The 14,097-nt window shown below is 69.8% G+C and carries 16 protein-coding genes and 2 tRNA genes; 6 read left to right on the top strand and 12 right to left on the bottom strand.

The genetic code is table 11. The annotated features are described in order from the left end of the window. Positions 1-88 precede the first annotated feature (88 nt). The 8 genes from ACFY1L_RS35275 to ACFY1L_RS35240 form a co-directional block, all read right to left on the bottom strand. Positions 89-2,332 carry a glycosyltransferase family 39 protein gene (locus ACFY1L_RS35275; protein ID WP_388833349.1) on the bottom strand — a complete coding sequence of 748 codons (2,244 nt, stop codon included), beginning with the start codon at positions 2,330-2,332 and terminating at the stop codon, positions 89-91. Next, complete coding sequence (locus ACFY1L_RS35270; RefSeq protein ID WP_388833346.1) at positions 2,329-3,855, bottom strand: glycosyltransferase; 1,527 nt, start codon at positions 3,853-3,855, stop codon at positions 2,329-2,331. Before ACFY1L_RS35270 ends, ACFY1L_RS35275 begins: the two co-directional genes overlap by 4 nt. Positions 3,856-3,869: 14 nt before the next feature. Continuing rightward, the gene (locus tag ACFY1L_RS35265) at positions 3,870-5,486 is read right to left on the bottom strand and encodes an ATP-binding protein (protein WP_388833343.1); all 1,617 of its coding nucleotides are present in this window, start codon (positions 5,484-5,486) and stop codon (positions 3,870-3,872) included. Next, a complete protein-coding gene (locus ACFY1L_RS35260; protein ID WP_311736776.1) occupies positions 5,483-6,223 on the bottom strand; it encodes a response regulator transcription factor in 741 nt (246 codons plus the stop codon). The genes ACFY1L_RS35265 and ACFY1L_RS35260 overlap by 4 nt, the downstream gene beginning before the upstream one ends. A gap of 199 nt (positions 6,224-6,422) precedes the next feature. Beyond that, the gene (locus tag ACFY1L_RS35255) at positions 6,423-7,316 is read right to left on the bottom strand and encodes an amidohydrolase family protein (protein ID WP_388833340.1); all 894 of its coding nucleotides are present in this window, start codon (positions 7,314-7,316) and stop codon (positions 6,423-6,425) included. Further along, complete coding sequence (locus tag ACFY1L_RS35250) at positions 7,309-7,665, bottom strand: antibiotic biosynthesis monooxygenase family protein (protein WP_388833337.1); 357 nt, start codon at positions 7,663-7,665, stop codon at positions 7,309-7,311. The genes ACFY1L_RS35255 and ACFY1L_RS35250 overlap by 8 nt, the downstream gene beginning before the upstream one ends. Before the next feature lie 102 nt (positions 7,666-7,767). Continuing rightward, entirely contained in the window at positions 7,768-8,655 is an 888-nt protein-coding gene (locus ACFY1L_RS35245; protein ID WP_388833334.1) for a DUF2797 domain-containing protein, read from the bottom strand. Positions 8,656-8,715: 60 nt separating this feature from the next. Further along, positions 8,716-9,102 (bottom strand): HGxxPAAW family protein, encoded by a 387-nt coding sequence (locus ACFY1L_RS35240; RefSeq protein WP_388833331.1) that lies wholly within the window; start codon positions 9,100-9,102, stop codon positions 8,716-8,718. Between the two features lie 127 nt (positions 9,103-9,229). Between ACFY1L_RS35240 and ACFY1L_RS35235 the strand changes: the two genes are divergently transcribed. Together ACFY1L_RS35235 and ACFY1L_RS35230 are read left to right on the top strand one after the other, a co-directional pair. Further along, positions 9,230-9,706: a MarR family winged helix-turn-helix transcriptional regulator gene (locus ACFY1L_RS35235; RefSeq protein ID WP_388833328.1), complete on the top strand. Its 477-nt coding sequence runs from the start codon at positions 9,230-9,232 to the stop codon at positions 9,704-9,706. 146 nt (positions 9,707-9,852) lie between these two features. Then, the gene (locus ACFY1L_RS35230; RefSeq protein ID WP_388833325.1) at positions 9,853-10,383 is read left to right on the top strand and encodes a GtrA family protein; all 531 of its coding nucleotides are present in this window, start codon (positions 9,853-9,855) and stop codon (positions 10,381-10,383) included. On the opposite strand, the gene ACFY1L_RS35225 is transcribed toward ACFY1L_RS35230, so the two are convergent. After that, a complete protein-coding gene (locus ACFY1L_RS35225) occupies positions 10,338-11,087 on the bottom strand; it encodes an aminoglycoside phosphotransferase family protein (protein ID WP_388833322.1) in 750 nt (249 codons plus the stop codon). The genes ACFY1L_RS35230 and ACFY1L_RS35225 overlap by 46 nt on opposite strands. Before the next feature lie 164 nt (positions 11,088-11,251). Between ACFY1L_RS35225 and ACFY1L_RS35220 the strand changes: the two genes are divergently transcribed. The 3 genes from ACFY1L_RS35220 (at position 11,252) to ACFY1L_RS35210 (ending at position 12,619) form a co-directional block, all read left to right on the top strand. Further along, positions 11,252-11,464, top strand: coding sequence for a hypothetical protein (locus ACFY1L_RS35220; RefSeq protein ID WP_388833319.1), 213 nt, complete (start codon positions 11,252-11,254; stop codon positions 11,462-11,464). A 245-nt stretch (positions 11,465-11,709) separates the two neighbouring features. Continuing rightward, on the top strand, positions 11,710-12,219 hold the full coding sequence (locus ACFY1L_RS35215; RefSeq protein WP_388833317.1) for a hypothetical protein: 510 nt from the start codon (positions 11,710-11,712) through the stop codon (positions 12,217-12,219). A 130-nt stretch (positions 12,220-12,349) separates the two neighbouring features. After that, complete coding sequence (locus ACFY1L_RS35210) at positions 12,350-12,619, top strand: hypothetical protein (RefSeq protein ID WP_388833313.1); 270 nt, start codon at positions 12,350-12,352, stop codon at positions 12,617-12,619. A 73-nt stretch (positions 12,620-12,692) separates the two neighbouring features. Here the strand turns inward: ACFY1L_RS35210 and ACFY1L_RS35205 are convergent. The 3 genes from ACFY1L_RS35205 to ACFY1L_RS35195 all read right to left on the bottom strand — a co-directional run bounded on the left by ACFY1L_RS35205 (position 12,693) and on the right by ACFY1L_RS35195 (position 13,213). Beyond that, positions 12,693-12,765: transfer RNA gene (locus tag ACFY1L_RS35205), tRNA-Arg, on the bottom strand. Between the two features lie 61 nt (positions 12,766-12,826). Further along, positions 12,827-13,102: a hypothetical protein gene (locus ACFY1L_RS35200; RefSeq protein ID WP_388833310.1), complete on the bottom strand. Its 276-nt coding sequence runs from the start codon at positions 13,100-13,102 to the stop codon at positions 12,827-12,829. 20 nt (positions 13,103-13,122) lie between these two features. Continuing rightward, positions 13,123-13,213 (bottom strand) — tRNA-Ser (locus tag ACFY1L_RS35195). Between the two features lie 169 nt (positions 13,214-13,382). Here ACFY1L_RS35195 and ACFY1L_RS35190 point away from each other — a divergent pair. Continuing rightward, a complete protein-coding gene (locus tag ACFY1L_RS35190; RefSeq protein WP_388833307.1) occupies positions 13,383-13,871 on the top strand; it encodes an SSI family serine proteinase inhibitor in 489 nt (162 codons plus the stop codon). Positions 13,872-14,097: the final 226 nt, after the last annotated feature.

Below are 14,097 nucleotides of genomic sequence, written 5' to 3'. Positions count from 1 at the left end.
TACACCGTAGAACAGCTCCCATACACCGTACAACAGAGATACGAAGAGGGGCGGTGACCGTGGTCACCGCCCCTCTTTCCGGCCTAGGTCAGCTGCTCGCCTTCTGCGTCAGGTCGTAGAAGGTGGACGAACCCACGGTCACCTTCTTGAAGTTCTTCTCGACCCACGAGGTGATCTGCGAGGACGTGCCGCTGCTGCTGCCGCCCATGCCGCCACCGGTGCCGCTGCTGATGAAGTAGTGGATCTTTCCGTCCTCCACGTACTTCTTGAACTGCGCCAGCGTCGGGGACGGGTCGGTGCCGTTGAAGCCGCCGATCGCCATCACCGGGTCGCCGGTGGAGAGCTGGTAGCTCGCCGCGTTCTGGGCGCCGATGGCCGCCGCGACCCAGGTGTACTTGGCGGAGTTGGCCTCCAGCAGCTTCTTGGCCTCGGAGGAGACGGACGCGCCGTTCAGCAGGCCGCCGGCGCCACCGCCGCCGCCCATGCCGCCGCCGTCGCCGGTCTGACCGCCGGGGCCGCCCTGCTGGTTCTGGCCCTGGGTGTTGCCGTTGCCGTTCTGCTGGTTCTGACCCGGCATACCGCCGCCGAAGCCGCCGTTGCCGTTGCCGGTGGTGCCGCCGCCCGGGAAGCCGTTGCCGTTCTGGGTGTTGCCGTTGCCGTTCTGCTGGCCCGGCATGCCACCGCCGCCGAAGCCGCCTCGGCCGCCGCCACCGCCGCCGGGACCGCCGCCCATCATGCTCGCGCCGGCCGGGCCGGCCGTGACGATGGAGCCGGTGTGGCCCGTCTGCAGGGTGCTGATGGTGTACGCGGTCGGGCCGGCCAGCGAGGCCACGATGCCCACGGAGGCTGCCGCGAGGGCGAGTTGGCGGTTGATCCGTCCGGCGAAGATGAGGCCGAGCGCGGCGACCAGGCCGCCGACGAGGACCAGGTACTTCAGCCAGGGCAGGTAGTCCGAGGTGCGGTTGAGCAGGACGTAGCTCCAGGAGGCGCTCGCCACGACCGCGGCCGCCAGGGCGAGGGACGCCCAGATCTCCCTGCGCTTCTCCCACAGGATGCCGGCGCCCATGCCGATCACGGCCGCCATGTAGGGGGCGAGGGCCACCGTGTAGTACTGGTGGAAGATGCCCGCCATGTAGCTGAAGACCACCATGGTGATCAGCAGCGAGCCGCCCCAGACCAGGAACGAGGCGCGGGTCACGGACGTCCGCTTGTACTTGCGGGTGGCCACCAGGCCCGCGACGAGGAGGATCAGCGCGGCGGGGAGCAGCCAGGAGATCTGGCCGCCGACCTCGGAGTTGAACATCCGGTTCCAGCCGGTCTCGCCCCACATGCTGGTGCCGCCGTTGCCGCCGCCACCGCCGCCGACGCTGCCGGTCTCGTCGCCGTTGAGGCGGCCGAGGCCGTTGTAGCCGAAGGTCAGCTCCAGGAAGCTGTTGTTCTGCGAACCGCCGATGTAGGGGCGGGAGGACGCGGGCCACAGCTCGACGATCGCGACCCACCAGCCGCCGGAGACGACCAACGCGGCCGTGGCGGCGGCCAGTTGACCGAACCGCTTCTTCAGCGAGACCGGCGCGCAGATCGCGTACACGAAGGCGAGGGCCGGAAGGATCAGGAAGGCCTGCAGGGTCTTGGCGAGGAACGCGAAGCCGATGGCGACACCGGCCCACATCAGCCACTTCGTCCTGCCGTCCTCGATGCCGCGGACCGTGAAGTAGCAGGCGAGCGCCATCAGCAGCGCCAGCATGGCGTCCGGGTTGTTGAACCGGAACATCAGCGCCGCGACGGGAGTGAGCGCGAGCGCCGCGCCCGCGATCAGACCGGCCCCGGGGCTGAACCGGCGCCGTACACCGGCGTATACGACGGCGACCGCGCCGACGCCCATGAGGACCTCGGGGACCAGGATCGACCAGGAGTTGAGGCCGAAGATCCGCACCGCCAGCTCCATCGGCCACAGGGAGGCCGGGGGCTTGTCGACGGTGATCGCGTTGCCCGCGTCGAGCGAGCCGAAGAAGAAGGCCTTCCAGGACTTGCTGCCGGCCTGGACGGCCGCCGAGTAGAAGGAGTTGGCGTAGCCGGAGGCGCTCAGGTTGTAGAGGTAGAGCAGGCCGGTCGCCAGGAGCAGGCCCCAGAAGGCCGGGCGCACCCAGCGGGGGTCCTCGGGGCGGCCCCTCCACAGTCTGTGGACGAAGGGCTGCTTGGGCTCACCGGCCTCGGGGGCCGGGGCGGCCGGCGGAGCCACCGGCTCCTGTACGGCCGTGGTCGGTTCCGGCCCCCAGGAGGAGGGACCGTAGGCCCCCTCCTGGTGGGTCGGACGGTCGTAGTGGGTGGTCATCGGGAGTCCCTCGGATCGTTGTCGGTCGGACGCACCGGCTGCAGGTGCATGGTGGCGTCCTCCCAGCTGCGGTCCGCGACTTCACCGGCGCGGAACTGGGTGGTCTGGTGGCTGGGGTACTGCACGTTCGGATGCGCGGCCGGGCGCTGCGGCAGCGGGGGCTGCGGCGCGTACGCCTGGTACTGCTGCGGGGCGCCGACCGGCTGGTACTGCGGTTGCCGGTCCGTCGAGTAGGTCGGCGAGGACGGGTTGTGCGAGGCGACCACGGTGGACGCCGGGGTGTCGCGCCGGTCGGGGAAGACCCAGGCGCGGAAGAGCAGGAAGCGCAGCACGGTCGCCGCGAGGTTGGCGGCGATGAGGACCGCCAGCTCCGTGGAGTGCGCGGGGTCGGACGTCGCCGCGTTCAGGGCGGCGAGCGATCCGCTGGTCAGCGCGAGGCCGATGCCGAAGACGACCAGGCCCTGCGCCTGGTGCCGGACGGCGCCGCCGCTGCCGCGCACTCCGAAGGTGAGGCGCCGGTTGGCCGCCGTATTGGCGACGGCGGAGACCAGCAGGGCGAGCGCATTGGCGACCTGCGAGCCGCCGAACTGGCGGAAGACGCTGTAGAGGACCAGGTAGAAGAGGGTCGACAGACCGCCGACGACGCAGAACCCGACGAGCTGGCGGGCCAGCCCCTTCGGCACGTCCTGGATCTCGCGGTCGCGCGGGTCGTCACCGAACGGCCGGGTGATCCGGTCCAGCGGCAGCGACCCGGTGGCCAGGGCCTTGCCCACGCGCCACACCCCCTTGAGGTCCTCGGTCGCCGTCTTCACGATGTGGACGGTCGAGTCGGGGTCGTCGACCCAGTCGACGGGCACCTCGTGGATACGGAGGCCCGCGCGCTCGGCGATGACGAGCATCTCGGTGTCGAAGAACCAGCCGGTGTCCTCGACCAGCGGCAGCAGCACCTGCGCGACATCACGCCGGATCGCCTTGAAGCCGCACTGCGCGTCGGAGAAGCGGGCCTGCAGCGAGCCCCGCAGGATCAGGTTGTACGCCCTGCTGATGAACTCCCGCTTGGGACCGCGTACGACGCGGGAGGAGCGGGCCAGCCGGGAGCCGATCGCCAGGTCCGAGTGACCCGAGATCAGCGGCGCCACCAGGGGCAGCAGCGCGTTGAGGTCGGTGGAGAGGTCCACGTCCATGTAGGCGAGGATCGGCGCCTCCGACGCGGACCACACCGTCCGCAGGGCGCGACCCCGGCCCTTCTGCTCCAGTCGGAAGTTGGAGACCTCGGGGATCTCCTGCTCCAGCCGCGTGGCCACCAGCGGGGTGGTGTCCGTCGACGCGTTGTCCGCGATGGTGATGCGGAAGGCGTACGGGAACGTGCGCTTGAGATGGTCGTGCAGTCTCAGCACACACGGCTGGAGGTCCTTCTCCTCGTTGTAGACGGGGATCACTACGTCCAGGACAGGCGTACCGGCGTCGCCGGCCGGGAGGTGCTCCCGCGCCGGCAGGGTGCCGGGAGAAGAGTCGGTTCGCATGACAACGACTCTGGTCAAGCGCCCTGTTGCACCCATGTGGTGGCACTGTGGTCTGCCTGTGAGTGCGATTGCCAATTCGTTTCGGGAGCCGGGCGGGGCATCGCCGGGGCAAGCGCTGGCAAATGCACCGTAAACACGGTGCGTCCGGGAACGCTGTCCACGGTCACTGCACCGCCGTGCGCGGTCGCGACGGCCTGCACGATGGCAAGCCCGAGGCCCGTCGAGCCGGAGGCACGGGAGCGCGAGGAGTCGCCGCGCGCGAACCGCTCGAAGACGTGCGGCAGCAACTCCGCCGGAATCCCCTGCCCGTTGTCCTCGACGTCCACGCACATCCAGGGTCCGCGCCGCTGTATGCGTGCGGTGATGGTCGTACCGGGCGGGGTGTGCTTGCGGGCGTTGCCCAGCAGGTTGACCAGTACCTGTTGGATCCGGGCCGCGTCCGCGGACACGAGGGCCGGTTCGTCGGGCAGGTCGAGCCGCCAGTTGTGGTCCATGCCGGCCGCCCGGGAGTCGCTGACGGTGTCCACGACCAGCGGGATGAGGTCGGTCTGCTCGAACTGCAGCGGCCGTCCGGCATCCAGCCGGGCAAGCAGGAGGAGATCTTCGACGAGCAGCGTCATACGGCCCGCCTCGGACTCGATACGGCCGAGGGCGTGCCGCGTGTCGGGGCCGACCTGCTCTCTACCGCGTCTGGTCAGCTCGGCGTACCCCCGGATGGAGGCCAGGGGTGTCCGCAGCTCATGACTGGCGTCGGCCACGAACTGCCGTACCCGCATCTCGCTCTGCTGCCGCGAGTGCAGCGCGCCGTGGACGTGGTCCAGCATCCGGTTGAGCGCGGCCCCGACCTGCCCGACCTCGGTGTGCGGGTCGGTCTCGGACTCGGGGACGCGCTCGCTGAGGTTGACCTCGCCGGTGTGGAGGGGGAGTTCGGAGACACGGGTCGCTGTCACGGCGACGCGGCGGAGGGGGCGGGTGGCCAGGCCGACGAGGACGTAACCGGCGATGACGGCGGCACCGAGACCGGCGGCGGTGACGCTGATCTCGACGATGATCAGGGTGTTGATGGTGCCGTCGGTGTCAGCGGTGGGGATGGCCACGTAGTAGTTGCCGTTGGGGCTGGTGACGTACCTGACCTGGTACGTGCCCAGCCCGCTGACCTCCACCGTGTGGATCTTGCCGTCCTGGGAGGCGGTGTTGAGAGAGGTGCGTGCCGCCTCGCTGAGGTCGTTGGCGTTCATCCCGCTGATGTCGGTGCTGTCGTCCGACTTCTCGCCGATCTTGGCGTCGGTGATCTGGCTGTTCTGGACCTTGGCGATGATCGTGCGCTCCGGCTGCGGGCCGTGCTTCACGAATTCGCTGAGGTTGAGCGTCTGCGACTTCTGACCCGTGTTCTTCTTGTCGGGGTCACCGCCGAGCGGCCCGCCGAATCCGGCCGCCCGCCCGGAGACCTCGACCAGCCGGTCATTCAGCTGGCCGTACAGATGAGACCGCAGCGCCAGCGTCGTCACCGTGCCGATCACCGCGCACACGGTGGCGATCAGTACCACGGAAGCGACGACGAGCCGCGCACGCAGGGTGCGCGGCTTACCCGCTCGTCTCTTCTGCGCCCGCGGTCGTCGTCGTCCGCTCATGACGCGGCAGGCTTGATCAGGTAACCGGCCCCACGCCGGGTGTGGATCATCGGCTCGCGACCGGCGTCTATCTTCCGTCGCAGATACGAGATGTAGAGCTCGACCACATTGGCCTGTCCACCGAAGTCGTACGACCACACACGGTCGAGGATCTGCGCCTTGCTGAGCACCCGCCGCGGGTTGCGCATCAGGAAGCGCAGCAGCTCGAACTCGGTGGCGGTGAGGTGGATGCCCTCGCCGGCGCGGCTGACCTCGTGGCTGTCCTCGTCCAGCGTCAGGTCGCCGACGACGAGCACGGAGTCGGAGCGGCGGTCGGCCGCACCGGACCGGCGGATGAGCCCGCGCAGCCGGGCGACGACCTCCTCGAGGGAGAACGGCTTGGTGACGTAGTCGTCGCCGCCGGCGGTCAGGCCCGCGATCCGGTCCTCGACCGCGTCCTTCGCGGTCAGGAACAGAACCGGCACGTCGGGCAGCTCGCGCCGCAGGCGCCCCAGGACGGTCAGGCCGTCCATGTCCGGCAGCATCATGTCGAGGACGACGGCGTCGGGCCGGAACTCCCGTGCGGTCTGGATGGCACCCGTGCCATCCCCCGCACTCCGGATCTGCCAGCCCTCATAGCGAAGGGCCATGGACAGCAGCTCGGTGATCGACATCTCGTCGTCCACCACAAGCACTCGGACGGGGCTCCCGTCCGGCCTCAGCAGTTCGGTGCGCCCCTGGGGCGAGGTCGTGGTCATGGTGGACACACTGTCTGGATCCTCTGAGAGCACGCTTTCGAGAACCTGTGATTTCCCTGAGAAACGCACAGGCGCCTCTCAGGGAACGCCTGGGAACCTCTTGACCAGCGGTGTCCGTGCGAGTGTCGGACCCATCATCCGCCGGCCGCTGGTGATCAGAGCGTAAGGATTCCCTGTGGGGATCTTGAGTGAGGTCGCCTCACAGCCGGAACAGCCGCGCCCCGTTGTCATGGCAGACGGCCCGCAGCCACTCCTCCCCGAGCCCCAGCCGCTCCAGGGCGTGCAGTTGATGGACGTACGGATAAGGGATGTTGGGGAAGTCGCTGCCCAGCAGAATCCGGTCGCCGAGGCCAGCCAGCCGGGGCAGCGCCCGCTGCGGGAACGGCGCGAAGCGCTCGCTGAAGTCCGTGAACGCCATCGTCGTGTCCAGCCGCACCTCCCCGTACCGCTCGGCGAGGTCGAGGAAGTCCTCGTACTCCGGCATCCCCATGTGCGCGACGACCAGCCGCAGCCGCGGATGCCGGGCGAGGACGCGCGCGATGGGCTCGGGTCCGGTGTGCTTGCCGGGCGCCGGCCCGGAACCGCAGTGGATGACGACCGGCGTCCCGGCCTCGGCGAGCAACCCCCAGGCGGCGTCGAGGAGTTCGCTCGCCGGATCGTAGGCCCCCACCTGCACATGCGCCTTGAACACCCGCGCACCGTCGTCGAGGGCCTCACGGACGTAGATCTCGACACCCTCCTCCGGAAAGAGGGTCGAGGTGTGCAGACAGTCGGGGTGGCGGGCGGCGAAGTCTACGGCCCAGGTGTTGAGCCAGCGCGCCATTCCGGGCTTGTGCGGATAGAGCATGGCGGTGAAGCCCCGCACGCCGAACTCCCGTATCAGCGCGACCCGTTCCTCTTCCTCCTTCCGGTAGGTGATCGGCCATTCGACGCCGCCGGTCAGCGGCCCGAGCGCGTCGAAGTACTCCCAGACCTTGCGCAGCACCCGCTCGGGCATGAAGTGCGTGTGCACGTCGACCAGCCCGGGGACCCCGAGCCGCCCCCAGAACCGCCGGACCTGGCCCGCCTCGCCCGCACCGCCCTCTTCAGTCATGCACCGGCGTCCTCTCGAACCCGTGGCTGTACTCCACCTTGGCTATGTGCAGCGAGTATCGCTCGTACCAGTGCTCACGCCCGTACGCCTTGGCAGCCCGGTGCTCGGCGTGGTTGCGCCACTCCTCGATCCCGGCCAGATCCCGGAAGTACGCGACGGTGACGGAGAGCCCGCCGGGCGTACGGGCGGAGTCCTCGCCGAGGAAGCCCGGTATCTCCTTCACCAGCTCGCCCATGCGCCGGGCGGTCTCGCCGTATCCGCCGTCCCCCTCGGTGCGCAGCGAGGTGAAGACGACGGCGTAGTAGGGAGGTTCATGGGCGGCGACAGGTGCAACACGATGATCGCTCATGTCATCCACGATCGGCCCGATCCCGACCCACCGTCCACCTCCTTGCCGAAAGGGATCCACAAGGGATCCAACTCTTGACCGAGCTTCCCCGGACCCGGCGGTTCAGAACAGCCCGTCCTGCACCCCCGCAGCCTCTTCCTTCAGGTCCCTGAACTCCCGTACCGGAACCGTGAATCCGCGCTCCTCCCCGGCAGGCACGATCTCCCACCCGGTCATCAGGCGTGTGTCGAGCACGACGACCCCGCGCTCGGTCGCGAGGTGCAGATCGGGCCCGGCTGCGGCGACCAGCTCCCCGCTCACCCGGCCGCCGGCGACCAGCTCGCCCACCTGGCCGACGGCTGACGCCGACCCGTCGAGCCCGAACACCCCGACGTGGTCGACGACTTGGCAGGGCTCGCGCGCCAGAGACTCCGGCCAGTCGGCCAGCCCCACGGCCCGTCCGTGCAGCGCCTCGACCTCGGTCGCCCGCTCCGCCGCCGACCCCGGCAGCCCGGACCGCACGGCCCGCTTCTCGGCGTACGGAATCCGGTCCGGCACCTGGAGCGCTGCGCGCAGCAACTCCTCGGTGCGCCGCGCCGCCATCAGTGGCCCGACGCCCAGCCAGCTGAAGCAGACGGCGCCCTGCTCAAGCAGCCGCGTGGACCCCCGCTCCTCGGCCGTGATCCCGACCTTGAGCATGCCGGACCCGAACCAGGCCAGATATACGTGGTACGGCCGCGGGTCGTCCGCGATGGTGTCGGCGGCCACGGAGTGCGCCCGGTCCAGCCGCGCACACTCCTCGCACCGCGCCCCCGTACTCCGCCCCGGCACGACCGCCCGCACCGGACACGCATGCCCCCGCGCTCCCACACACGTCCGCACACCCCCGTCCGCGACCCCGAAGGCCACCCGTTTCCCCCAGGTCAGCGCGCTGCGCCGCCCACCGTCCCACGCCAGCTCGGGACCACTCGCCGCCCACCGCAGCCCCGAGCACCTCCATGCCTGTGCCATTGCTCCCTAGCGTAGAGGGCGCCACTGACAACGAGGTCCGGCGATCGCGATCCGCCCAGGTCAGCGACCGGACTCCGCGGCGCCGGCCGGCTCCGGCTGCGCACCGCCGGCCACGACCACGGAGCCGTACGACTCCGCCGTACGCCCCACTCCCCGCCCCGCCAGCCGGCACCCGACGCACCCGGGATGCCCCTGCCGCGCCGCAGGATCCCGCACCCGCCACCCCCACTGCTCCCGCGGCCGCCGCCCAGGCGGCTTGCCCCACCCGGCGAGATGCAGCGCCCAGGTGACGAGGACGCTCACGGCCACGATCCCGAGCCCTCCGCCCAGGACCAGGGCCGACGCCGTACACACGCCGAACCCCAGCACCACCGCCCCCGCAGTCGCGATCGCGAAACCGGTCCACCCCGCGACCGTGTGCCCCTCGTCATACTGATGTGCGCTCACGTGCCCGCCTCCCTCTCGCCCGAAAGACCTCGCCCCGAAAGGCTCGCCTCGAACGGCAGAACCTCTCACCACGTAAGAAATTTAGCTCATAAACCTCTCACGATCTAAGGGAATCAGGGAATCCGGAATGCAAGCCAAGCCGCGCCCGACCGCCACCCCGGCCCAGGCGCTGTCGGCGATGGACCACCTCATCGCGACCAGCCTGATCGGCCAGCAGGAGATGGCCCAGCAGATCGGACTGAACGTCACCGACCTGACCTGCTTCGCCTACGTCATCGAGGCCGGCGAGAACCTGCTCACAGCCGGCGACCTGGCAGCCCGCGCCCATGTCACGACGGGCGCGGTGACCGGAATCCTCAACCGCCTGGAACGCGCGGGCTACGTCACCCGCCGCCCCGACCCGACCGACCGCCGCCGCGTCCGCGTGGCCGCCCGGCCGGACGCGGAGGCCCGGGTCCGCGAGGTCTACGAGCCGTACTACGCCCGCCTGGACGAGCTCTTCGCCGATTACTCCCCCGACGAAATCGCCGTGCTGACCGACTGGTTCACCCGCGCGAGCGCGCTGGCGGCGGGGTACCTGGAGGAGCACTGCCGAACGGACTGAGACCCCGTTGATCGGGTGCGCACGAGCCTCATGGTGGAGCCAGCCCTACCCCTACTTCGGGAGCGTGCCCCCTCGTTCCGCGGGGCGGCTGACGGGATCGTTGGAGACAGCTGATCAAGTCCCGTTGCCCGGAAGGAAATTCCGCCATGCAGCCGCTGCTCCCGGCGAACGACGTACGCCACACGCCGGCGGCTCCCGGCGCCTTCGCCTCCTTCATACGGTTCGTGGTGTGCGGCGGCGGTGTCGGACTCCTCTCCAGTGCCGCCGTACCGCTGCTGGCCCTGCTGGTGCCGTGGGCCCTGTCGAACGCGGTGATCACCATCGCGTCCACGGTCCTCTGCACCGAACTGCACGCCCTGTTCACCTTCGGCACCGGCCGCCGTCCCGGCTGGCGCAGGCACTGGCAGTCGGCGGGCTCGGCGGTGGCCGCGTACGTCGTGACCTGCGCGGCGATGTTCGCCCTGCACTCGGTGCAGTCGTCGCCGTCGATGCCGACCGAGCAGATCGTCTACCTCGGCGCGGCCGGGATCGCGGGCGTGGGCCGCTTCCTGGTCCTGCGCCTGTTCGTCTTCGCCACCGGCAGCCGGGCCGCCGTGACCTCGGAGACCGTCTACGAGCCCAGCAGTGTCCGTCAGCGCAAGGCTGCAGCGAAGACCTTGTGGTTGGTCGCCGTATAGGCGTGTTCGCGCTCGGACCACCGAATGCGCTCGGCGATCCGGTCGGGTCCGACGATCTGCTGGGATGGAGTGCCGTCGGATCCGGTGAGGCGACCGCGCCACCAACTGGCGTTGCGGGCCTGCCTGTCGAGTATCGCGTCGACGAGCCCGGCACGGCCGACGGCATCAAGTCCGTACGCATCGGCGAGGATTCGTACCTGCGCCGCCTGCACATCGACGGGCGGAGCCTCGGCCTTGGAGGCGACGCACCAGGTCCACGCCATGTAGCCGAGATCCTCGAGCGGTTCGCCCGGCGCGGCGGTGTCGAAGTCGATGAAGGCGACGGGTACGGCATCGTCCGAGAAGACGGCGTTGTTCGGCCCCGGGTCGTTGTGGCAGACCACGGAGTGCCGGCCGGCGAGCCGGCAACCGCGCGTGGCGTCGTGCAGGGCACGCAGCAGCGCACCGGCGGCGGCCACTTGGCGGTCGCTCCAGTACTGGAAGCGGGCGGGCACCCGGCCGGGAAGGTAGCTGAGGACATCGCGGCCGTGCGCGTCGAGGCCGAGGTGGCGCGGCGCCCCGGCAAAACCCTGCCGCTGGAGATGCCCGAGCAGTTCCGCGACGAACACGGACGACGCGGTGACCGGCCGCCGCACGGTGTCACCGACCCTGACGACGCCGGCGGTGATGCGTCCACCCACCAACGGCACCTCGCGTCCCTCCATACGACCCCTGATACCCCGAGGGGGGAGTGCAGCCCCCTCCGGGGTACAGCCACCTACACCTTCGATACGGCAGGACGCTTCATGGTGGCGGCGACCGGACCGCGGCATCGTAGAACCCAGCAGAACACGACGGATCCCATGGACAGCCCCCGAAGGGAACTCCCATGAACATGCAGCCGCTGCCCTCCCCCAAGCCGAACGCCGCTCTCGACGCCACTGGCAAGGCCCCCGGCGAGACCGAGCTCGCCCCGCTCCTCACCGCCTGGGACCAGGCGCACCCGGACCTGGCCGACCCGGAGTGGCGGCACCTCCTGGACGAGATCGCCCACCCCCGCACCACGCAGGCGTTCTACCGGCTGGCCGAGGCGGCGGCTTGAGCCCGCGCATCCGACCGGGCCCCGCCCGGCCCACCACCGACAACTGCACCGACCCCGCCGCAAGAGGCCCCGGGAATCGACCGATTCTCCCGGGGCCTTTCACGTGTCCGCGCACAGAAGCGCTCTCGCACCCCCAGCCCCCCATCCCGCCAAAGTCACAGGACGATCACCTATTTCACACACCATCCACACAACATCCGCCCGGGCACTACGGTCATTCCACCTGAAACACCCAGGGGGACGAGATGGCCAACCCGTACAACGCGCCCGCACCGATACCGCCGGCGCCCCGCCCGCCCGACACCCGTCCGCTCCGTAGACGCCCTCGCGTGTGGATCGGCGGAGTGGTCCTCTTCGTCGCAGGCACGCTCGTCGGCACCGCCGGGAACGGCGGTCAGCAGCCCGTCGAGACCAAGGTCAAGCCCGCGACGACCATCACCGCGACCTCGACCGTGACGGCCACGCCCGAGCCCGGCCCGACCGTCACCGAGACCGTCAAGGCCGCCGCGAAGCCCCGGCCCACGGTCACCGTCACCAAGACCGCCGTCGCCCGGGCCGCCGGCACCAACAGCGGTGGCGGGAGCGGGAGTCAGGACACCACCGGCACCTGCTCGATCGTCTCCAGCTCGGGGAACTGTTACTCCGCGGGCCAGTTCTGCCGCAACAGCGACCACGGGGCCACGACGACCACCGCGAGCGGCGCGGCCATCAAGTGCACGTACAGCTCGAACGCGTGGCGCTGGAGCTACGTCTGACGAGACGACGGGACCCCCATGCCCCCGTATGGCAGCCCCGATGAGCGGTTCGGGACATATCGCATTAGCCTCCGAATTGAGCGCCAAGTGATCTTTTAATGGTGCGCTCTACTCAGCCCAAGGAGGAGTAATGCGCAAGCTTCACAAGGCCGCTGCTGCGGCCGCCATCCTCGTTAGCTTCTGCTCCATAGCCACCGGCACGGCCAACGCCCAGAGCGCGCACGTCATGCATGGCGGCGGCGGGTGCAAGTCCCACGACCTGGACCTCGACATCCTCGGCCAGGTCGGGGTGCTCCCCGGCCTGCTGGGCAATGCGGTCAATGGCGAGGGCAACCCGGGCGCCATGTACAACCACAACGGTTCCGAAATGGGCTGCGACCACGGCGGTCACGGTTACTGAGTGACAAGATTCGTGTCACGTAGCTCATAGAAACACTGGAGGCCCCGGATCACTCCGGGGCCTCCAACCTGTGTGCACTCGGCAGGATTCGAACCTGCAACCTTCTGATCCGTAGTCAGATGCTCTATCCGTTAAGCTACGAGTGCTTGTTTTGTTTTCCCGCCGGTCCTGGTCCTTTCGGGCCCGCTCGCGGCGACAGGAAGAACATTACATGACTGCCGCCGCCATGTGAAATCCGTTTGCCATATCCCTTGTGACCTGCGGAAACGCCATCTGAGGGGCTGCGGCGTCACCACCCGCTCGAAGCCGTACCGGCCCTCTGGCCGCAGCCGCACGAGCTGGATCCTGCGGCCGGGCCGTCGTCGCCGGCGGCTTGCCGTCCTGCAGCTCGCCGTCACCCGTCCCGCCGAACCCCTGGCGGTAGAGGATGATGAAGCCGATCATGAGGTGAACACGACTCAGGGAGCCCGTGCCGTTCGGCATGGACTCCCTGAGTCGAGGTGCGGAGGCGGAGGGATTTGAACCCTCGATGGGCTTTAAGGCCCAAACCGCATTAGCAGTGCGGCGCCATAGACCGGACTAGGCGACGCCTCCAACATCAGCCGCCCGCGCGAGCGCGAGTGGTGCGTGCAGATGATGACACAGTCGAGCGGGGTGTCACCAATCGGCTCCCACGGTACTAGGCAGGCAGGCCGCAGGGCAAAGCGCTTGTGCCGCGCGCCGGGCGCGCAACGTCCCGGGGGGCCTTCGCGTTAGTCGGTTCATGTTGCAGGTCACCCGCAGTCCTCGCCGGCTCGCACGGCTTCTCGTCGTCGCCGCCACCGCCGTCTCTTCCGTCGTGCCCACCGCCGCGTACGCCGCCGCCGGGCCCCTCGTGCTCGCGCCCCCTCCCGTCCAGGACGAGGACCTGGCCGGCGATCACCTCACCGTCACCGTCCGCCACACGGGCAACGGCATGGACGGGACGTACGAGCTCCACTGCCATCCCGGTTCCGGCGACCACCCCGATGTCGCCGGTGCGTGCGACGCCCTCGATCGCGGCACGCGGTGGGGGAAGGACACCTTCGCCCCGGTGCCCGAGGGCAGCATCTGCACCATGCAGTACGGCGGGCCCGCCACCGCGCATGTCACCGGGACCTGGGCCGGGCGGCCCGTCGACGCGTCGTACGACCGCAGTGACGGGTGCGAGATCGCCCGCTGGGGGCGGCTCGTGCCGTTGCTGCCGGATCTGCGGCCGCAAGGGCAGATGTGAACCGCCGCACGAGAAACAACCGGAAGGGCACGTACGGGGGCGTATCGCGAGCACAGGCTTTCCACGGCGAAAACACGGCCCACGCAAACTCCCGCAGGCCACGCCATACGGTCACACGTTCTACGTCACTTCGTCGTGCGACCTCCCTCTCATCCGGCGTCGCGAGCGCAACCGGTGCCCGTAGACTCCCTCGCGTGACACGTCGCGGGCAGATTGGCAAGATGGC

The organism is Streptomyces sp. NPDC001663 (assembly GCF_042893105.1).
In the GTDB taxonomy this organism is placed as follows: Bacteria; Actinomycetota; Actinomycetes; order Streptomycetales; family Streptomycetaceae; genus Streptomyces.
The sequence above is the reverse complement of the archived record's forward strand: the minus strand, read 5'-3'. Positions and strand labels throughout refer to the sequence as shown.